This window comes from Thermoanaerobacter brockii subsp. finnii Ako-1 (assembly GCF_000175295.2).
GTDB lineage: Bacteria > Bacillota > Thermoanaerobacteria > Thermoanaerobacterales > Thermoanaerobacteraceae > Thermoanaerobacter > Thermoanaerobacter pseudethanolicus.
This window is the reverse complement of record NC_014964.1, coordinates 2,135,783-2,154,352: the sequence shown is the minus strand read 5'-3', so window position 1 is coordinate 2,154,352 and position 18,570 is coordinate 2,135,783. Positions and strand designations below refer to the sequence as shown.

Sequence of the window (18,570 nt, the reverse complement as noted above, 5' to 3'; positions counted from 1 at the left end):
TGGAAAAATGTCTGAGACTTTATTATATAAAAATTACAATCCTCGCTTAAACAGAAAAAACGAAGATAGAATTTTTGGGGAAGGGTATATTGGAGGAAAAGCTTCAGGACTTTGCTTTGCAGAAGAGGTATTAGAAAAATATATTGATGTTTTTAAGCAAAGTGTAAAGATACCTGAAAGTTTTTTTATAGCTACTGATTATTATCAAATGTTTTTAGATTATAATAATTTAAATGATATAACGGAAGATACTCCTTATGAGGAAGTAGAAATGAGATTTAGAGAAGCTAAATTTCCTCCAGAATTTAAAAAAGTGCTGACAGAGATTTTAAATAAAATGTATTATCCTTTAGCTGTGAGGTCTTCTTCTTTATTAGAAGATAATGTAAAATATTCTTTTGCTGGCAAGTATTATACCACTTTTATTCCTAACAAGGGGACAGATAGAGAAAGGCTTAAACAATTAGAAAAAGCTATTAAAGAGATTTATGTAAGCGTATATGGCCCAGATGCCGTCGCATATAGGAGAAAACATGCTCCTGATCAAAAAGAATTAATGGGGGTAATTGTGCAACAACTGATAGGTTCACAAAAAGGTATGTATTTTTATCCAGAGGTTTCTGGAGTAGGCTTCTCTCGAAATTACAGACGGTGGACTGACAGAATTAAAATAGAAGATGGGGTTGTGAGATTAGTTTTTGGTTTAGGGACAAAGTGTACAGGTAGAGGATATGCGAGAATTTTTTCTCTAACTAATTTGCGTTTAAGGCCCGAAGGCAATAATCCAAAAGAAATAGCGAAAAATTCACAGGAAACTTTTGATGTGCTAAATTTAATTACAGGGGAAGTTGAGACCTATAACATAAATGAAGTACCGCAATTTTTAACATATCACGATAAGATAGGTGATATTGCTCAAATATACTCAAAAAGAGAGAACGCTATTTTTGATATCAATATACTGAATAACAGCAATGATGTTTTTAATAAATATATTTTTACTTTTGAAAACTTTCCGAGGAAACACAGAGGATTTTTTAACATAATCTCTAATTTGTTTAAATATCTTGAGGAAGAAATGGGAATGGCAGTTGACATTGAATTCACTTATGACTTAAAAAAAGGCGAATTTTATCTTCTTCAAACACGACCATTGAGTTCTTATGAGAGTTTCAGAAAAGTCCACATTCCTAAAGATATTGAAAAAAAATGTGTCTTGTTGAAAGGGGATAGAATGCTTACAAATGGCATCTTGAAAAACATAAAATATATAGTATACGTAGACCATGAAGTTTACAGCCAATATAGAGATAAACATGAAATTGCAAGAATAATAGGTAGACTCAATAAAAGTATAGGAGATAGATACATTCTTGTGGGTCCGGGAAGATGGGGTTCCTCTAATCCCTATTTAGGGGTACCTGTTATATACAACGAAATATCTAATGCTGCTATGATTGTAGAGCTTGGAATAAAAAATGGCGATTTTATGCCAGAGCTTTCTTATGGGACTCACTTTTTTACTGATTTAGACATTGATAACATTTTATACATGCCGGTATTTGATGGTTATGAAAATAATATTTTCAATGAAGAATGGTTTAAAAGGGGGACATATATCGACACGGCTGTCAAAATATTTGAAGGACGATTTGATGCTTATTTAGATGGAGACAAAATGATAGGGTATGTCATTTCTCATGAGAAGTAAGTCGATTTATGTATAAAAAGATATAAAAATAACAAAAAATGAGACTTAAGTCCTATTTAAAGCGCCAAAATAATGTAATATAATTTAAACTGTAAGAATGATTCCCCTTTTCCCCATAAAATTTAATATATTCTGCACCCCCAACCCAATGTAGGCTGCTTTAAAGCAGCTGTTTTTTTGTTTTATTAAAGTTTTATATTAAAACTGCCGATAGAAAGTTATGAAGCAATAAATGCTTATATCCTCCTCTACTATAGTGGGAACTTTTCCCACTATTTTAATTGTTATTTTGGATTCTCTGGAAGAATAAATATATATTTATGGACATATATTTTATTTAGCATGTTTAATGTCGGAGGGGGAAAATGAGATATGTTGCTTATGGAGTTTTCACAATATTTTTTAGTTTGATAATTTTGCCATCTATAATAGTGTTTGGCTTTAATTTTCATAAAACTTTTTCTGTACCTTCCCAAGAAATAAAATTAGTGGATAACGGGAAATTAGTAAAATTAGAGGACACAAGTAATTACAAAACTATAAATGTTTTTATAACAAACCAAAACAAAATACAAAAAATGGATTTAGAGGAATACGTAAAAGGAGTAGTTGCTGCAGAAATGCCTGCGGAGTTTGAAATGGAAGCTTTAAAGGCACAAGCTGTTGCAGCGAGGACTTATGCTCTCTCAAAGGAAATAGCTTTGGGAGGAAAGGGTTGCGAATTACATCCAGGAGCTGATGTGTGCGCCGATTCTGAACATTGCCAAGCATGGCAATCTGAGGGGGAGTTGAGGCAAAAATGGGGAGAAAATTTTGATAAATACTATGCCAAAATATCTCAAGCAGTAGAAGATACAAGAGGACTTGTCTTAGTGTACGATGATGCTTTAATTGTGCCAGCTTATCATGCTATAAGTGGAGGGAAAACAGAGAATTCTGAGGACGTATGGCAGAGTAAAATTCCTTATTTAAGAAGTGTGGTTTCTCCTGGAGAAGAGGTAGCATCAAAATATAAAACTACTGTTATAGTGTCAAAAGAAGAATTTATAAATAAATTAAAGCAAAAAGAGCCTTCTTTGAAATTGGATAATAGCAATATTTTAACTCAAATAAAAGATGTAGAAAGAACACAAGTTGGGCACGTTAAAACTTTAAAAATAGGGAATATAACTTTTAATGGTAAAGATATAAAAGAAATTTTTGATTTAAATTCTACAAATTTTAGCTTTGAGGCACAAGGAAATAACATTGTAATAACCGTCATAGGTTATGGTCACGGAGTGGGAATGAGTCAATATGGAGCAAATGCAATGGCGAAACAAGGGAAAAAGTTTGACGAAATATTGAAATATTATTATACAGGGATAGAAATAGTAAAAATTGAAGATTTATTGAAAATACAGCACTGATAAAGTGCTGTATTTTTTGTATAAATAATTAAGTTAATGGTTAAAATACCATTTGGAGGTGAAAAATGTGAGAATAAACAGGGAAAATTTAATAAGATTTTTTGATAGAAAGGGTTTTTACATAGTATTATTTTTATCCGTAGTAGTGATAGCCGCTACATCAGTTTATGTTACTAATAATAATTTAAAAAAATTAGAAGAACTCAGAAAAGCACAGCAAGAAGAAATTAATTCAGCTATTGAAAGTGATTGGGGTTATGAAGAAGAACTAGCGCAAGCTCAGGAAGAAAAAGAACAGCAAAATAATTCTACAGCTGTTATCAGCCAACAACAAGAAAATAACGTATCTGACAAAAAAGAAAATCCTCAACCGGTAACAAAAAATAGTGACGAGGTTAAAAGTTCAGGGAAAAATGATAGTTTAACAAACAGCAAAGTAGCAACTGTTATGGCAAGTACTACATCCACAATAAAAAAAGATAGTAATTTATCTTCTACGATGTTAGTTTTATTGAAGCCTGTAAATGGAGACATAATATTAGAATTTGCTAAAGATAAGCTTGTATTTTCAAAAACCCTTCAAGAATGGACAACTCATAAAGGTGTAGATATTGGATCAAACTTAGGAGAACCTGTATTGTCAGCTATGGATGGAATTGTGACAAAGGTATATAAAGATCCAAAATTAGGGAATACTGTTGTTATAAAAAATGGAAAATGGGAAACACGGTATGCAAATTTAGACGATGAGATTTTAGCAAAGGAACAAGAAAAAATAGTAAGAGGACAGCAAATAGGGAAAATAGGAGAATCAGCAAAGTTTGAAGTTGGGGAAGGACCCCACTTACATTTTGAACTTTTAGAAAATGGAATACCTGTTGATCCAATAGCATATTTTAAATAAGAACACCTGCTTAAAAAGACTTGGATACTTCCCGTATTCAAGTCTTTTTTGTTTTTATAAATATTCTAATGGCTTTGTTTTGGCATATACATATTAATGAGATTTGAAAAATTTAAAGGGGGTTTTGGGTTTGAAAGATTACATAGAAGAGAGAACACTAGAAATATCAAAATATATAGTAGAACACAAAGCAACTGTAAGAGAAGCTGCGAAGGTTTTTGGAGTTAGCAAAAGCACAGTTCACAAAGATGTGACAGAAAGGCTTCCAGATATAAACTTTGAATTATATAAAGAAGTGAGAGAGATTCTAAGCAAAAATAAAGCGGAAAGGCATATAAGAGGAGGAAAAGCAACTAAAATAAAATATCAAAAAACGAACAATAAATTTTAAGAAAATAAAAGAGGATTTTGTAAATTTGTAGCGAATTAATAAATTGATAATAAATTAAACATTTCGGCATCAATGTCGATAATTTAAGTGGATGCCATTTTTGTCGAAATACATAAGAAAGGTGTGTTTGGATGTTTGCGATCTCTAAGGATATCGGAATTGACCTTGGCACGGCATCTGTCCTGGTCTACATCAAAGGGGAAGGAATTGTTTTAAAAGAACCATCAGTTGTAGCAATTGATAGAAATACTAATAAAATTCTTGCAGTTGGCGAAGAAGCACAAAGAATGGTAGGCAGGACGCCAGGGAATATATTAGCCATGAAGCCTATGAGGGCGGGAGTAATTTCTGACTACGACGTTACAGAGAAAATGCTTAGGTATTTTATAAACAAAGCCTGCGGGGGAAGGTTTTTATTAAGACCCAAAATAATGATTTGTATTCCAAGTGGCGTAACACAGGTAGAAAAAAGAGCTGTCATTGATGCAGCATTACAAGCAGGAGCGCGAAAAGCTTATCTAATCGAAGAACCTATTGCGGCAGCCATAGGAGCAGGATTAGATATATCACAGCCTAGTGGAAATATGATTGTAGATATTGGGGGAGGCACCACTGACATAGCCGTAATTTCTTTGGGGAGTTCAGTGGTGTCTAAAAATATTAAAGTAGCGGGGGACAATTTTGATGAGGCAATTATAAGGCATATGAGAAAAAAACATCATATAATAATAGGAGAAAGAATGGCAGAAGAAATAAAGATAAATATAGGTACTGCCTACTTTGACGGTAAAGAAGAGAAAATGCTAGTAAAAGGGAGAAGTTTAATGTCAGGCTTGCCTCAGAATGTAGAAGTGACTTCCAGTGAAATATGTGAAGCATTAAAAGAGCCTCTTGAAGAAATTGTTGAAGCTGTCCACAGTGTATTAGAAAGAACACCTCCTGAATTAGCGGCGGACATAAGTGACAAAGGGATAGTACTCACGGGGGGCGGAGCATTGCTAAAAGGAATGGACAGGCTTTTAAGAGAAAGGATGAATACACCTGTATATCTTGCAAATGACCCTATAAGTTGTGTGGCTTTAGGTGCAGGGAAGGCATTGGATTCTCTTGAATTATTAGAAAAATCAGAAACTGTAATAGACGTATACAAAATCAATAAGTAAGAAGGTGATTTTATGTTAAGAGGGCTTTACACTGCCTCTTCGGGGATGATTACCCAAACTAAGATAATGGATGTTTTGGCGAATAATCTTGCAAATGTTAATACAGTAGGATATAAAAGAGATGTGGTAGTTACTTCCCCTTTCCCAAATTTTGAAGTAACAAGACATGGTGGCGATAACACACCGCCTAACGGGAAAATTGGAACAATGGATTACGGCGTGTTAGTTGACACTTTTCATACAAATTTTGAAGAAGGTGCTTTTTCTCAAACAAATGGTAAGTTAGACTTTGCGATAGATGGCAATGGGTTTTTTGTGGTAAATACCCCTAATGGTCAAAGGTATACAAGGGATGGCTCTTTTACTTTATCCAAAGATGGGTATTTAGTCACACAAGAGGGATATATTGTAGAAGGGGAAAATGGGCCTATACAGTTGTCACAAGGAGACATTTCTGTTGATGAGATGGGCAATATTATAAACAATGGTCAATTGGTGGACAGGCTTAGAATTGTGGATTTTGATAATTATGATGGTTTAAGAAAAGAGGGCAATAATTTATTTTTTATAGATAACAGTGCCAATGTACAAGTTATTCCTGCAACAGGGAAAATAAAGCAAGGTTTTTTAGAACAGTCAAATGTGAATTCAGTTAAAGAAATGGTAAATATGATAAGCGTGATGAGAAATTATGAATCAAATCAGAAGGTTGTAATTGCTTTTGATGAGACTCTTGGAAAAGCTGTCAACGAAGTTGGAAAAGTATAAGGAGGATGAAAATTATGATGAGGGCATTGTGGTCTGCAGCAACTGGCATGACTGCTCAGCAACTTAACGTAGATGTTATCGCGAATAATCTTGCGAATGTAAATACTACTGCTTTTAAAAGAGATAGGGCCGAATTTAAAGATTTAATATATCAAACTTTACAAAGAGAAAACGTATATGGTGGACAAGGTAAACCTGTCAATATGCAAGTAGGGGTAGGCGTGAGACCTTCAGCAATTGTAAAAGATTTTACGGAAGGAAGCCTCCAGCAGACAGAGAATCCTTTGGATTTGGCATTGGATGGAGAAGGCTTTTTTGCTGTGTTAGGACCGGATGACAAAGTTTATTACACGAGGGATGGAAGTTTTAAATTAAGTGCTGACGGTAACACTTTAATGCTTGTAACTGCTGACGGCTATCCTGTATTAGATGACAGCGGTAATCCCATAGTTTTTGACAGCACTGAAAAAGATATATCAGTATCGCCAATGGGTGTAATAAGCGTAAAAAATCCTGATGGAACTACTCAAGAAGTAGCTACTTTAGGAATCTATAATTTTGTCAATCCTCAGGGACTTTTAAGTGTGGGTAGTAATCTCTATGAGCCAACAGAAGCCTCAGGGCAGCCTAGTACAAGAGATGACTTTCAAGGAAGAATGGGCAAAGTCATGCAAGGATTTTTAGAAACCTCAAATGTCCAAGTTGTAAAGGAAATGGTGGACATGATTGCCGCACAAAGAGCTTATGAAATAAATTCAAAAGCTATACAAGCAGCTGATGAAATGCTGGGAATTGCAAATAATCTGAGAAGATAATTTATTGAAAGGGATGACCTTGCATGGAAATAAATCCTATGAATAACAGTGATATAAATAGATTTCAAATTGATTTGCAAAAAGATGGAAGTGATTTTGAACGAATAATACAACAGGCGATAAAAGACAAAGACAGTAAAAAGCTTAAAGAAGCATGTCAGCAATTAGAGGCAACTTTTATAGGGCTTATGTTAAATGAGATGATAAAGACAATTCCAGAAGACCCATTGACGGGAGATAGCCTAGCAAATGATGTTTTTACTTCTATGCTGTACGATAAATATGCTGAAATATTGGCGCAAAATGGTTCTTTTGGACTGGCTGACCAAATATATAATCAACTTTCTAAGAAAGTGTAAAAGGGCGCTTGCACTTTCATCTTGTTGACAAAGTCAAAAATATATAAATAGGATATTTTGCATCGTCACTCCGGAGTTCCAAAGCGACAAAACTAAACTCGACCTTCGGGTTCCGGCAGGGTACCTACGTCAAGTGGCATCCATGCCTTAAGGTGCCCGCCTCCGCCATCCATGGCTTCGGCCCTGCTTCCACCCTTGGTCTCGTTAAGTTTCCCGGCACTCAGGTAAGTATGATTGTTTTTCTATTTTTGCTTTATAAACTTTCTTACTTGAGTGCCGGGTCGCTTTGTCACAAGTCGTTCCTTATGCAAAATATCCTATTTTCAAAAGTTTGAAAGGGCGCTTGCCCTTTTTATTTTTCATTTTTTTGTGATATAATCAATGATAAGCCACTGTTTTGTCATATCTTCTAATTCCGCTAAAAAGAGGTGGTTAAAACAGTTGACAAAAATATATAAAAATATATAAAAACCTATTGGATACGTTATATACCTTCCTTATCCCAATTTCTCAAAGTTTGTATTGATACTCCTAATTTTTTAGAAAACTCACCTATTGAATACATTACAATCACCTCAATCATATTATATCTCAAATGTAGTAGAAGTTATAAACAAAAAAAGTTAAAAAAAGTGGTAAAGGAAGTGCTTGAGCGTGAGATTCAAGAAGAATGAAGAAAAAATTATACTATGCAAAAAGATAGCTATACACCCAACAAAAGAACAAATAGAGTGTATAGAGAGGGATAGTAACTTATGTAAAATACTTTACAACACCTATCTACGCCAGAGGATTGAATATTATAACTGTTATGGTAAAACTATAACAATGTCAGAGCAAAGAAGTCAGATTAAATTATTAAGAGAGCAAAATACAGAGTATGCTAAAGTATATGCAAAACATTTACACGCAGTTTGCATAGATTTAGATACAGATTATAAGAATTGTTTAAAGAAAAGAGCAAATGGTAAAAAATCTAAACTTCCAAGATATAAAAATAAAGATTACTTTTACCCATTAAAAACACCGAAAGAATATGTAAAAATAAATGACAATAAAATTAAGTTGGGTTTTTATGAGTTTGATATAGATATTAATGAAATACCTAAAAATTATGGTGAAGTATGGATAATAAAGTCAAGAAATAAGTATATGCTTTCAATAACCTATGAAGTAGAGAAAATAGAAAACAATTCAAACAATATTTTAGCAGTTGATTTAGGTATTTCTAAATTTATAACAGGAATAAGCCAAGATGGTAAAGTTATTGAGATTATAAATCCAAGATACGATAAATACTGGAACAAGAAGATAGATAAAGTAAGGTCAATGAGAGATAAAAAGAAAAAAGGAAGTAGAAGATATAAAAAACTTACAAAAACATTAAACAGGTTGTATGAAAAGAGAAGAAAACAGCAGGAACACTTCATTCATGCAATAACAAAGTATTTAGTATTAAACAATAAAGAAATAATATTAGGCAATCTGTCTCAAGAACAGATGGTAAAAAAATCTAAAATGAAAGCTCTAAACAGAAGTATAAAGGAAAATTGGGGAGTGGGTAAATTTAAGACAGTATTAACATACAAGGCAAAATTGCATGGTGTTAATATTGTCTATATCGATGAAGCCTATACTTCTAAAACATGCTCAAATTGTGGTAGAAAACAAGATATGAATTTATCCAAAAGAGTGTATAAGTGCCAATGTGGTATGGAATTAGATAGAGATATAAACTCAAGCATAAACATATTTAACAAGTATAAAGGGAATAAAGAGTTAAATTACAAAGAAATAAGTCAAGTAACTACTCTACATTTCCGATATGGGAAATTAGTTGCTTGACTTAAAGAAAGGAGTGAACAAAAGTACCGTTGGCTCACGGTATGGCATTGTAGAGAGATGCCATTATGTACACTAAGCCATAAAGGCTTGAGTGTATGAGTAAAACCTATAAATATTGTAGATAATTTTAGATCTTTATAGGTTTTACAGAGCTGAAACATAGGGTGGAAAATAAAGACATAAGAAAAATTCTTCCTCATAGATATCCTTTTTTATTAGTGGATAGAATAATAGAAATTGAAGAAGGTAAAAAAGCTGTTGGAATAAAAAATGTGACAGCTAATGAACCTTTTTTTCAAGGGCATTTTCCAGACAATCCTATAATGCCAGGAGTTCTTATTGTTGAGGCATTGGCACAAGTAGCAGGTATTGCTGTTATGAATATAGAAGAATTCAAAGGTAAATTAGGGCTTTTCACAGGGATTGATAAGTGCCGCTTCAAAAAAGTAGTAAGGCCGGGAGACCAACTTGTTTTAGAAGTTTTAATAGATTCTATAAAGATGGGGCTTGTTAAAGCTAAAGGTGTTGCAAAAGTTGGAGATGAAGTTGCAGCTACTGCAGAGCTTATGTTTATAATGACTGAAGAAGGATAGGAGGCTTAATATATGTCGACGGCTAAAAAAGCTGTAAAAGCAGCTAGCGTCATAATGATAATAACTTTATTAAGTAAAGTATCTGGATTTTTGAGAGAAATAACTTTTGCTGCTAAATTTGGTACTTCTGTTTCCATGGATGCCTACAATATAGCAACTGTTATACCTATGACACTTTTTGTGGCGGTAACTGCCGCAATAGCTACCACTGTTGTGCCAATATTTACCGAATACTTTCAAAAAGAAGGAAAGCAAAAGGCATTTGATTTTATAAATAACCTTTTAGGTGTTGTATTGGTTGCAACAGTAATTTTAACTTTCTTGGGTTTTACATTCGCACCTTATCTTGTAAAATTTGTGGCGCCAGCTTTTACTGGAGAAAAATTTGAGTTGACAGTAAAGATTACGACTATATTATTGCCTACAATGGTGTTGATAGCTGCATCTAATATTTTTACTGGTGCTCTTCAGGCGATGGAACATTTCACTGTTCCTGCCATGATTGGTATACCTTACAATATTATTGTAATAACAGTAGCAATTTTATATGGGGGCAAATTTGGAATTACTGCAGTAGCTTATTCTACAATTATCGCCACTTTTATACAAACATTAGTTCATTTGCCTGTTTTATATAAATTAGGTTACAGATTCAAGTTGAGAGTGAATTTTAAAGATGAAGGAGTAAAAAGAGTCATTTTATTAGCAATGCCTGTGCTTGTGGGGACAGGGGTGCAGACTATAAATGTTTATGTGGATAGAGTGATAGCTTCTTTTTTGCCTGACGGAAGTATTGCGGCATTGAGTTATGCCAATAGGCTTAAGACGTTTGCATTAGGTGTTTTTTCAACATCAATTGCAACTGCTATATATCCTGTTTTATCGCAACATTCAGTAGCAGACGACAAAGAAGGTTTTCTAAAAAGTTTAAATTTTGTAGTAAGTGGTATTTTATATGTATTAATACCTGTATCAGTTGGTGCAATGGTACTCCGAGTGCCTATAATAAAAGTATTATTTGAAAGAGGAGCTTTTGATGAGAAGTCCACATATCTTACCTCAATCGCCCTTTTTTATTATGCCATAGGAATGACTGCGTATGGCCTTAGAGATGTCTTAAGTAGAAGTTTTTACTCTATGAAAGACACAAAAACTCCCATGATAAATGGTGCCATAGCTGTATTACTAAATATTGCACTTAACTTAATTTTGGTAAGATATTTAAAATTAGGTGGACTTGCTCTTTCTACTTCTATTGCAGCCATATTTGCTACTTTTCTTTTATTTACTTCTTTAAAAAGAAAACTTGGTAAAATAGGCGGGAAATACATGTTTATGAGTTTTATAAGGGCAATGTTTGCATCAGTTGTAATGGGGGTTGTAGTGCATTTTGTGTATAATAATATGATTATTAAGATGCCGTCAGATAAAAGAATTTATGAGGTTATAGTCTTGTTTATGACCATATTAATTGGAACTATAATTTACTCTGCCATTGTATTAATCACTGACAAATCTGCCCTCTCTTATTTTAAAAGGGGCATAAGATTTGTAAATTCTAAACTTGTAAGAAATTAATTTTGTAAATGAGGTGGTATTATGAAATCAAAAGTATATTTTTACAATCTGAGGGCAAACAAAGCTAGCAGCAGTTTGTCCTCCAAAGTAGCGAGAATTTTTGATGTAGCGGGTTTTAAAAACATTATTGATAAAAATGATTTGGTAGCTATTAAAATTCACTTTGGAGAAAAGGGAAACAACGCCTACATAAACCCCATATATGTAAGAAAAGTGGTTGACAAAATTAAAAGTTATGGGGGTAAACCATTTTTAACAGATACAAATACTCTTTACAAAGGCAGCCGTTCAAATGCGGTTGACCATTTGGTGACAGCAATTGAAAATGGTTTTGCCTATGCAGTTGTAAATGCACCAATAATAATTGCCGATGGTATTTTAAGTAAAGACTCTGTAGAAGTGAAAATTGGTAAAAAGCATTTTGACACTGTAAAGATTGCTTCAAATATTTTCTTTGCAAACTCAATGATTGTAATGTCCCATTTCAAGGGCCATGAATTGGCTGGTTTTGGAGGAGCCATAAAAAACTTGGCTATGGGATGTGCTCCTGCGGCAGGAAAACAGCAGCAGCATTCAACAGTGCAGCCTGTTGTAGGAAAGGGATGTACTGCCTGTCAAATGTGCATCAGGAATTGCCCCGTAAATGCGATATCTTTAGTCAATAGTTCTGCTTATATTGACCCTTCTATATGCATAGGGTGTGGAGAATGCGTGTCAATTTGCCAATATGGTGTCATAAAGCCTCAATGGGGAACTGATATGGATGCTTTTGTAGAGAGAATGACGGAATATGCTTATGGCGCTTATTCTACAAAAAAAGGCAAAATTGCGTTTATAAACTTTGTCATGAATGTTACACCACTTTGCGATTGTACGCCTTGGAGTGATGCGCCGATTGTTCCTGATATAGGAATATTGGCTTCCTTTGATCCTGTAGCCATAGACCAGGCAAGCTATGACCTTGTAAATCAGCAATTTGGCCACAGAGGCACAGCGTTAGAAGAAGCGGGATACGGCATGAATCCTGGAGAAGACAAATTTAAAGCTTTGCATCCTGAAACAAAAGGAGAACTACAATTAAAATATGGCGAAGAAATTGGCTTGGGTACAAGAGATTATGAACTTATTGAACTAAAATAGCAGGTTAATCCTGCTATTTTTTTAAAATTTTTAATGATTTTTGACAGTGTTTATAGTATTATATTATTAGGAAAATTAGTGGAGGATAAAGGAAAGAAATTTAATGGAGAAATATTTTATTATCATTCCTATAATTGCTATGATAACAGTGATACTACTCTTTTTAATACAAATAGCTTTTATCAAATGGACAGAGAAACTTTTCGGAATTAAAGATGAAAAAAGATAAAGATAGAGAAGAAAAAAACTGATGCAGTATAAAAAGGAGTTGGTATTTTGGAAGTGGGTTTTAAAAGAAATGAGGTAAAAGGAATAGTTTTTTACACAATACCATCTTTTGAAAAGACAGGGCTTGTCAAACACCTTTTTACTACTAGAATTGGCGGTGTAAGCAAAGGCAAATACGCTTCCTTGAATTTAAGCTTAAAAAGATATGACACTAAAGAGGAAGTCTATGAAAATTTTAAAATAATCTGCGATGTTGGCGGTTTTTCATACGAAGATATGGTCTTTTCAGACCAAGTTCACAGGGATGTTATAAGAAAAGTGACTCTAAAGGACAAAGGTAAAAACTTTGGAGGAAGCGATATTTCTGGTGTAGATTCCCTTATGACTAATGAAAGAGGTACTCCTCTTGTTACATTTTATGCCGACTGTGTGCCTTTGTTTTTCTTAGACCCTGTCAAAAAAGTTATTGCCCTTGCACATGCAGGATGGAGAGGCACAGTAGCCTATATTGGGCCTAAAACGGTTAATGCCATGGATGAAGAATATGGTTCAAATCCCAAAGATATACTTGTAGGGATAGGCCCTTCTATATACAAATGTTGCTATGAAGTAGGCGATGATGTTGCGAATAAAATTAAAGATGTTATTGATGATTGGGAAAAAGTTCTTGTAAAAAAGGCAGATGAAAAATGGATGCTGGATTTGCAGCATACTAACTATATTGAACTTATAAATACTGGCATACCAGATGAAAACATTACAGTAAGCCAAATGTGCACCCATTGCAGTAGTGAATTTTATTCTTATAGAAGGGATAAAGGCATGACAGGAAGTATGGCGGCTTTTATGGAACTTAGGTAGTTTTTCTTTTATGATATTTGTTCTAATACATAAATTGAAAAATGGTTATTTGTGTCTTTTATATATTGACTATTTCTATGCTGAATAATATAATCAAATTGGATAACATGTAGAATAGGCATAGTAAAAGAGGTGATAAAAATGAGAGTAAGCGCTACAGAATTCAAAACAAGAGTTGGTAAATATTTAGAATTAGTTGATAAAGAAGAAATTATTATAACGAAAAATGGACGTGAAGTTGCAAAACTTATTCCAGCAAAAAAAGAAGGTACTCCAAATGCAGATTTTTTGTATGGAATTTTATCTGACTATCCTGACAAAAATATATCTGCTGAGCAAATACGGGAAGAAAGAATAAGAAATAAATACAATTAAAGGGGAGGGAAGATTACCCGTTAAATAACAATATGGGTATAATAGGTTAAATGATGAAAGTGTTAATTGATACTAACGTTATTCTTGATGTTTTATTAAAAAGAACTCCCTTTGACGTAGATGCTTATAACATATTAAAATTAGCGGAAGAAAAAAAGATAAATGCTTATTTAGCTGCTTTTTCAATTACGGATATATATTATTTCATAAATAAAAACCTTTCTCACAATGAAAGCATAAAAGCATTAGAAGCTTTGTTAAGTATAGTAGAAGTAGTGAGTATAACAAAACATGATATAAAGAAAGCAATGAATTTTAAGGAGTTTAGAGATTTAGAAGATGCTTTACAAATGCAATGTTTGAAAAAGTTAAAGGGTGATTTGATTATTACAAGAGATGAGGAATTCCAAAAAATAACTAATAAAGCAATATCACCAAAAGATTTTTTATCCAATAAGGGCTTAACTTAAAGACCAATACAAATGCTACCATACTTTGTATGCCAAAAGACCTATTCAAGGTCTTTTTTATTTTTATCTAAAAAGTTTTTATTCAAACTTATGCAATTTACTAAATATTCCGCTACAATTCCTGCCATATTTATGGTATATTTTTTGCATAATATATGTTGAAGGGAGGCTTGTGACCATGATTGATAGAATTTTTGAAATTATACAAAAAGAGGATAAAAAGAATCCTTTAACAGATGACCAAATAGCATCAATCCTTAATATTAAAAGAGAAGATGTGACACAATTTAGACTGAAAAATAATATTCCCGACTCAAGAGAAAGAAGAAAACCTTACCTTTTAGAAGATGCAAAAAAAATAATTTCAAAGGACCCAAATATTTCAGATAGAAATTTGACAAAAGAGTTAAACAATTTAGGATACAACATTTCTCGCTTTGTGGCTGCACAAATAAAAAAGGAAATTTTAAAAAGCGAAAGTAGTAAAACTTTAGTTAAATCAGAAATTTTCCAAAACGTTGAAAAACAGAATGTTGATAAAGACCATAATTCCAACAAAGATACATTGTCCTTTAAAGATATCATTGGAAGCGAAGGAAGTCTTAAGGTTCAAATAAGCCTTGCAAAAGCTGCTGTTTTATATCCTCCCCATGGACTTCATACTTTAATAGTGGGGCCTTCAGGCGCTGGTAAAAGCCAGCTTGCAGAAGCGATGTATAGTTTCGCCATAGAGTCTGGGCGATTTAGCAAAAATGCGCCTTTTGTAGTTTTTAACTGTGCTGATTATGCAGACAATCCTCAGCTTCTTATGTCCCAGCTTTTTGGCTATGTTAAAGGAGCTTTTACAGGTGCAGATGTTCCTAAAGCAGGATTAGTAGAAAAAGCTGATGGAGGAATACTCTTTTTAGATGAAGTTCATAGGCTTCCCAGTGAAGGGCAGGAAATACTCTTTTCTATTCTTGACAAAGGAAAATTTAGAAGATTAGGAGAAACAGAAAGTACTCGTGAGGCTCAAATCATGTTAATTGCTGCAACCACAGAAAACCCTGAATCTTCTTTATTGCTTACTTTTAGAAGAAGAATTCCTGTCTTAATAGAACTGCCTTCTTTAGCGGACAGGCCTCCAGAAGAGAGGTATGAAATCATATATACCTTTTTTTCAAAAGAATCTTTTAGGATTAATAAGCCAATTCTCATAAAGAAAGATGCAGTAAGAGTGCTTATGCTATATGAATGCCCAGGCAATATTGGCCAATTGAGAAGTGATATACAGGTTGCTTGTGCTAGAGCCTTTTTGAACTCTATGGGAAGCAAAGACTCTTTTGTGACAATAAACCTTTCAGACTTACCCAACCATGTAAAGATGGGAATAATCAGAGTAAACAAGAGAAGCCCTGAAATTGAAAAGTATTCAAATGAAGATGTTTTGGTATATCCTGATAAAGAAAATAAGTTGTATCCAAAAGAAGACAGATACATGCTTCCGGATGAAATATATCAATTTATAGAAGAAAGGTTTATTGATTTGAAAAATCAAGGTCTTAGCAAAGAAGAAATAGATAAAATTGTGGGGAAAGAAATAGAAGAGGAGTTAAAAAAGTTTGCTATAAATGTCAAATCAAACATCGCAATTTCAAAAAAGGATTTAAAAGGGATAGTAGGAGAAAAAATTGTGGAGGCGGCTGAAAAAGCTTATGAAATTGCTAAAAAAAGCTTTAGTAGGTTAGAGGAAAATTTATTTTATTCACTTGCTATACATTTAAGCGCAACTTATGAAAGAATATTAAGCGGCAAGCCTATAATCAACCCACAATTGGAAAATATTATAAGAGAATATCCAGCGGAGTATTCTACCGCTAAAATAATGGCAAAACAAATAGAGAGAGAATTAGGCATTGAGTTGCCAGAGGAAGAAATAGGCTTTATTGCCATGTATTTGAGGACGTTTTCAGGCGAAAAAGAAATAGTAAAGGGCAGAGTGGGTGTAGTTGTGCTTACACACGGCCATGTTGCAAGTGGCATGGCAGAGGTGGCAAATAAACTCTTAGGGGTAAATCATGCAGTCGGTATAGATATGACTCTTGATGAAAGCCCAGAATCTGTTCTTGAAAGGACAATTGAAGTAGTAAAAAAAATAGACGAAGGCAAAGGCTGCATTATTTTGGTTGACATGGGTTCATTAATTACCTTTGGTGAAATTATAACCAAAAGGACAGGGATACCTACAAGAGTGATAGGGAGAGTAGATACTGTTATGGTATTAGAAGCTGTCAGAAGAGCGATTATTCCGGATACAACTTTAGATGAAATAGCAGATGCGTTAGACGTAGATAAAACATATATAGGAAGAGTTGAAGGTATAAAGAGTAAAGATAAGCTTCCAAAAGCAATTGTAACTGTATGTATTACAGGAGAGGGAACAGCGTTAAAAATAAAGAAATATATTGAAGATGTCTTACCACAACTAAAAGATGATTACAAAATAATACCTGTTGGAATGCTCCGGCAGGAAGATATTGAAAAAGAAATTTCAAAAATAAGAGAAGAAAATGAAGTGGTAGCTTTTGTTGGTACAATAAATCCCGGCATAAAAAGTATACCTTTTATATCTGTTGAAGATATTTTACATGGCACAGGGATTGAAAAGCTTAAAAAAATCCTCAATTTAAAGGTTGAAAATCCATTGAAAGAAATCATTGATGAAAACCTTATCTTATGTGATGTGGATATTTCTATGAAAAGTGATGTCATAGATAAATTAGTAGAATTGCTTCAAGATAAAGGTTATGTAGATGATAAGTTTTTGCTAAGTGTATACAAAAGAGAATCAATGGGAGCCACCTGGATGAAAGGCGGTATAGCTATACCACATGGATACACGAAAAACGTTACGAAATCTGCCATAGCAATTGCAAAATTAAAAAAACCTATTTTTTGGGAAGGAGAGCTTAAAGCGGATTTAGTTTTTATGATAGCGTTAAAAGAAGATTCGAAGGATTATATGCTTGATTTATATAAAGTAATGACAGACGAAAAGATTGTAAATGCTTTGAAGGGAGCTAAAAGTCCGGTTCAAATAAAAGAAATAATATTAAAAAATACACTACCGGCCAATTAATTGGCACGATATTTGCACTATATAGAAGGGCAGTAGATGAGGAGGTAATTGTTGATGAGAATATCAGAGTATTTCAATAAAGAATTAATTGTTACAAATTTAGATGTTAAAAGTAAAGAAGAAATATTTAAAGTACTATTTAAAAAACTATATGATAACGGTTTTGTAAAAGAGAGTTTTTTAGATGCAATTATTAAACGTGAAAAAACTTTTCCAACAGGTTTGCAATTAAATACGTATAATGTTGCAATTCCTCATACAGATCCAGAACATGTAATAAAACCTGCAATAGCTATTGCAACATTGTCAAAACCTGTTATATTTAAAAACATGGCAAATCCGTTGGAAGAAGTAAATGTTAGCATTGTATTTATGATGGCACTAAATGAAGCACATAGCCAGGTGGAGATGCTTCAACAAATGGTTCAATTAATACAGAATGACACATTACTTGAGAAAATAATTGAAGCAAATGGAGGTGATAAAATCATTGATATAATAAAAAATGCTTCATTTACATTGAATTAAATTTTAGTAAATGAAGCAAAATAGTAAGCTTTATAAATTTAGGCTTAGAGGTGTAATGTCAACTAGTAATTATTGGAATCTTGAAAATTAAAGAGTTGATTACTACACTTAGCTAAAGAGGCGTCTTCAGCACTAAAGCTGCCAGATTGATAATTTATTTCACACAAGGCAAGCAAATTCTTGGCGAATGCGTTAAGATGTTTTGGGATTTCTTTATCCGACTTTTTAAACTGGAAACTAAAGAAATTATAATATTTTCAATAGCCGTGATCAAAGTCATACTAACAGTATCGTATCAAACCTGATACACGAAG

Annotated in this window: 19 protein-coding genes; 18 read left to right on the top strand and 1 reads right to left on the bottom strand. The window is 33.3% G+C overall.

The features are described from left to right. Nucleotides 1-7 precede the first annotated feature (7 nt). The 8 genes from THEBR_RS10620 to THEBR_RS10585 all read left to right on the top strand — a co-directional run bounded on the left by THEBR_RS10620 (nt 8) and on the right by THEBR_RS10585 (nt 7,520). Nucleotides 8-1,711 carry a PEP/pyruvate-binding domain-containing protein gene (locus tag THEBR_RS10620; protein WP_012269761.1) on the top strand — a complete coding sequence of 568 codons (1,704 nt, stop codon included), beginning with the start codon at nt 8-10 and terminating at the stop codon, nt 1,709-1,711. Between the two features lie 365 nt (nt 1,712-2,076). Next, the gene (spoIID, locus tag THEBR_RS10615) at nt 2,077-3,120 is read left to right on the top strand and encodes a stage II sporulation protein D (protein WP_012269760.1); all 1,044 of its coding nucleotides are present in this window, start codon (nt 2,077-2,079) and stop codon (nt 3,118-3,120) included. 67 nt (nt 3,121-3,187) lie between these two features. Then, nucleotides 3,188-4,024, top strand: coding sequence for a M23 family metallopeptidase (locus tag THEBR_RS10610; RefSeq protein WP_012269759.1), 837 nt, complete (start codon nt 3,188-3,190; stop codon nt 4,022-4,024). Nucleotides 4,025-4,154: 130 nt separating this feature from the next. Next, nucleotides 4,155-4,415 (top strand): sporulation transcriptional regulator SpoIIID, encoded by a 261-nt coding sequence (spoIIID, locus tag THEBR_RS10605; protein ID WP_003868976.1) that lies wholly within the window; start codon nt 4,155-4,157, stop codon nt 4,413-4,415. A gap of 131 nt (nt 4,416-4,546) precedes the next feature. Beyond that, the gene (gene mreB / locus THEBR_RS10600; RefSeq protein WP_003868977.1) at nt 4,547-5,578 is read left to right on the top strand and encodes a rod shape-determining protein; all 1,032 of its coding nucleotides are present in this window, start codon (nt 4,547-4,549) and stop codon (nt 5,576-5,578) included. Between the two features lie 12 nt (nt 5,579-5,590). Further along, the gene (gene flgF / locus THEBR_RS10595; protein ID WP_004399953.1) at nt 5,591-6,346 is read left to right on the top strand and encodes a flagellar basal-body rod protein FlgF; all 756 of its coding nucleotides are present in this window, start codon (nt 5,591-5,593) and stop codon (nt 6,344-6,346) included. A gap of 14 nt (nt 6,347-6,360) precedes the next feature. Next, nucleotides 6,361-7,161: a flagellar basal-body rod protein FlgG gene (gene flgG / locus THEBR_RS10590; protein ID WP_012269758.1), complete on the top strand. Its 801-nt coding sequence runs from the start codon at nt 6,361-6,363 to the stop codon at nt 7,159-7,161. 23 nt (nt 7,162-7,184) lie between these two features. Beyond that, nucleotides 7,185-7,520, top strand: a complete 336-nt coding sequence (locus THEBR_RS10585; protein ID WP_012269757.1) for a rod-binding protein — start codon at nt 7,185-7,187, stop codon at nt 7,518-7,520. Between the two features lie 484 nt (nt 7,521-8,004). On the opposite strand, the gene THEBR_RS11935 is transcribed toward THEBR_RS10585, so the two are convergent. Further along, on the bottom strand, nt 8,005-8,085 hold the full coding sequence (locus THEBR_RS11935; RefSeq protein ID WP_244261819.1) for a MerR family DNA-binding transcriptional regulator: 81 nt from the start codon (nt 8,083-8,085) through the stop codon (nt 8,005-8,007). A gap of 89 nt (nt 8,086-8,174) precedes the next feature. Here THEBR_RS11935 and THEBR_RS10580 point away from each other — a divergent pair, with 89 nt between their 5' ends. The 10 genes from THEBR_RS10580 (at nt 8,175) to THEBR_RS10540 (ending at nt 18,256) form a co-directional block, all read left to right on the top strand. After that, complete coding sequence (locus tag THEBR_RS10580) at nt 8,175-9,365, top strand: RNA-guided endonuclease InsQ/TnpB family protein (protein ID WP_003867291.1); 1,191 nt, start codon at nt 8,175-8,177, stop codon at nt 9,363-9,365. A 164-nt stretch (nt 9,366-9,529) separates the two neighbouring features. Further along, complete coding sequence (gene fabZ / locus THEBR_RS10575; protein WP_003867290.1) at nt 9,530-9,958, top strand: 3-hydroxyacyl-ACP dehydratase FabZ; 429 nt, start codon at nt 9,530-9,532, stop codon at nt 9,956-9,958. Nucleotides 9,959-9,970: 12 nt separating this feature from the next. After that, nucleotides 9,971-11,536: a murein biosynthesis integral membrane protein MurJ gene (gene murJ / locus THEBR_RS10570; RefSeq protein WP_003867289.1), complete on the top strand. Its 1,566-nt coding sequence runs from the start codon at nt 9,971-9,973 to the stop codon at nt 11,534-11,536. A gap of 21 nt (nt 11,537-11,557) precedes the next feature. Then, nucleotides 11,558-12,676 carry a DUF362 domain-containing protein gene (locus THEBR_RS10565; protein WP_012269756.1) on the top strand — a complete coding sequence of 373 codons (1,119 nt, stop codon included), beginning with the start codon at nt 11,558-11,560 and terminating at the stop codon, nt 12,674-12,676. A gap of 103 nt (nt 12,677-12,779) precedes the next feature. Then, nucleotides 12,780-12,905, top strand: a complete 126-nt coding sequence (locus tag THEBR_RS12660; protein WP_012269755.1) for a hypothetical protein — start codon at nt 12,780-12,782, stop codon at nt 12,903-12,905. A gap of 47 nt (nt 12,906-12,952) precedes the next feature. Beyond that, nucleotides 12,953-13,765, top strand: coding sequence for a peptidoglycan editing factor PgeF (pgeF, locus tag THEBR_RS10560; protein ID WP_012269754.1), 813 nt, complete (start codon nt 12,953-12,955; stop codon nt 13,763-13,765). A gap of 141 nt (nt 13,766-13,906) precedes the next feature. Next, nucleotides 13,907-14,140, top strand: a complete 234-nt coding sequence (locus THEBR_RS10555) for a type II toxin-antitoxin system Phd/YefM family antitoxin (RefSeq protein WP_012269753.1) — start codon at nt 13,907-13,909, stop codon at nt 14,138-14,140. Between the two features lie 53 nt (nt 14,141-14,193). Continuing rightward, nucleotides 14,194-14,610 carry a type II toxin-antitoxin system VapC family toxin gene (locus tag THEBR_RS10550; protein ID WP_013570855.1) on the top strand — a complete coding sequence of 139 codons (417 nt, stop codon included), beginning with the start codon at nt 14,194-14,196 and terminating at the stop codon, nt 14,608-14,610. A gap of 178 nt (nt 14,611-14,788) precedes the next feature. Further along, nucleotides 14,789-17,728, top strand: coding sequence for a sigma 54-interacting transcriptional regulator (locus THEBR_RS10545; protein WP_012269751.1), 2,940 nt, complete (start codon nt 14,789-14,791; stop codon nt 17,726-17,728). A gap of 54 nt (nt 17,729-17,782) precedes the next feature. Then, the gene (locus THEBR_RS10540; protein ID WP_003868990.1) at nt 17,783-18,256 is read left to right on the top strand and encodes a PTS sugar transporter subunit IIA; all 474 of its coding nucleotides are present in this window, start codon (nt 17,783-17,785) and stop codon (nt 18,254-18,256) included. Nucleotides 18,257-18,570 lie beyond the last annotated feature (314 nt).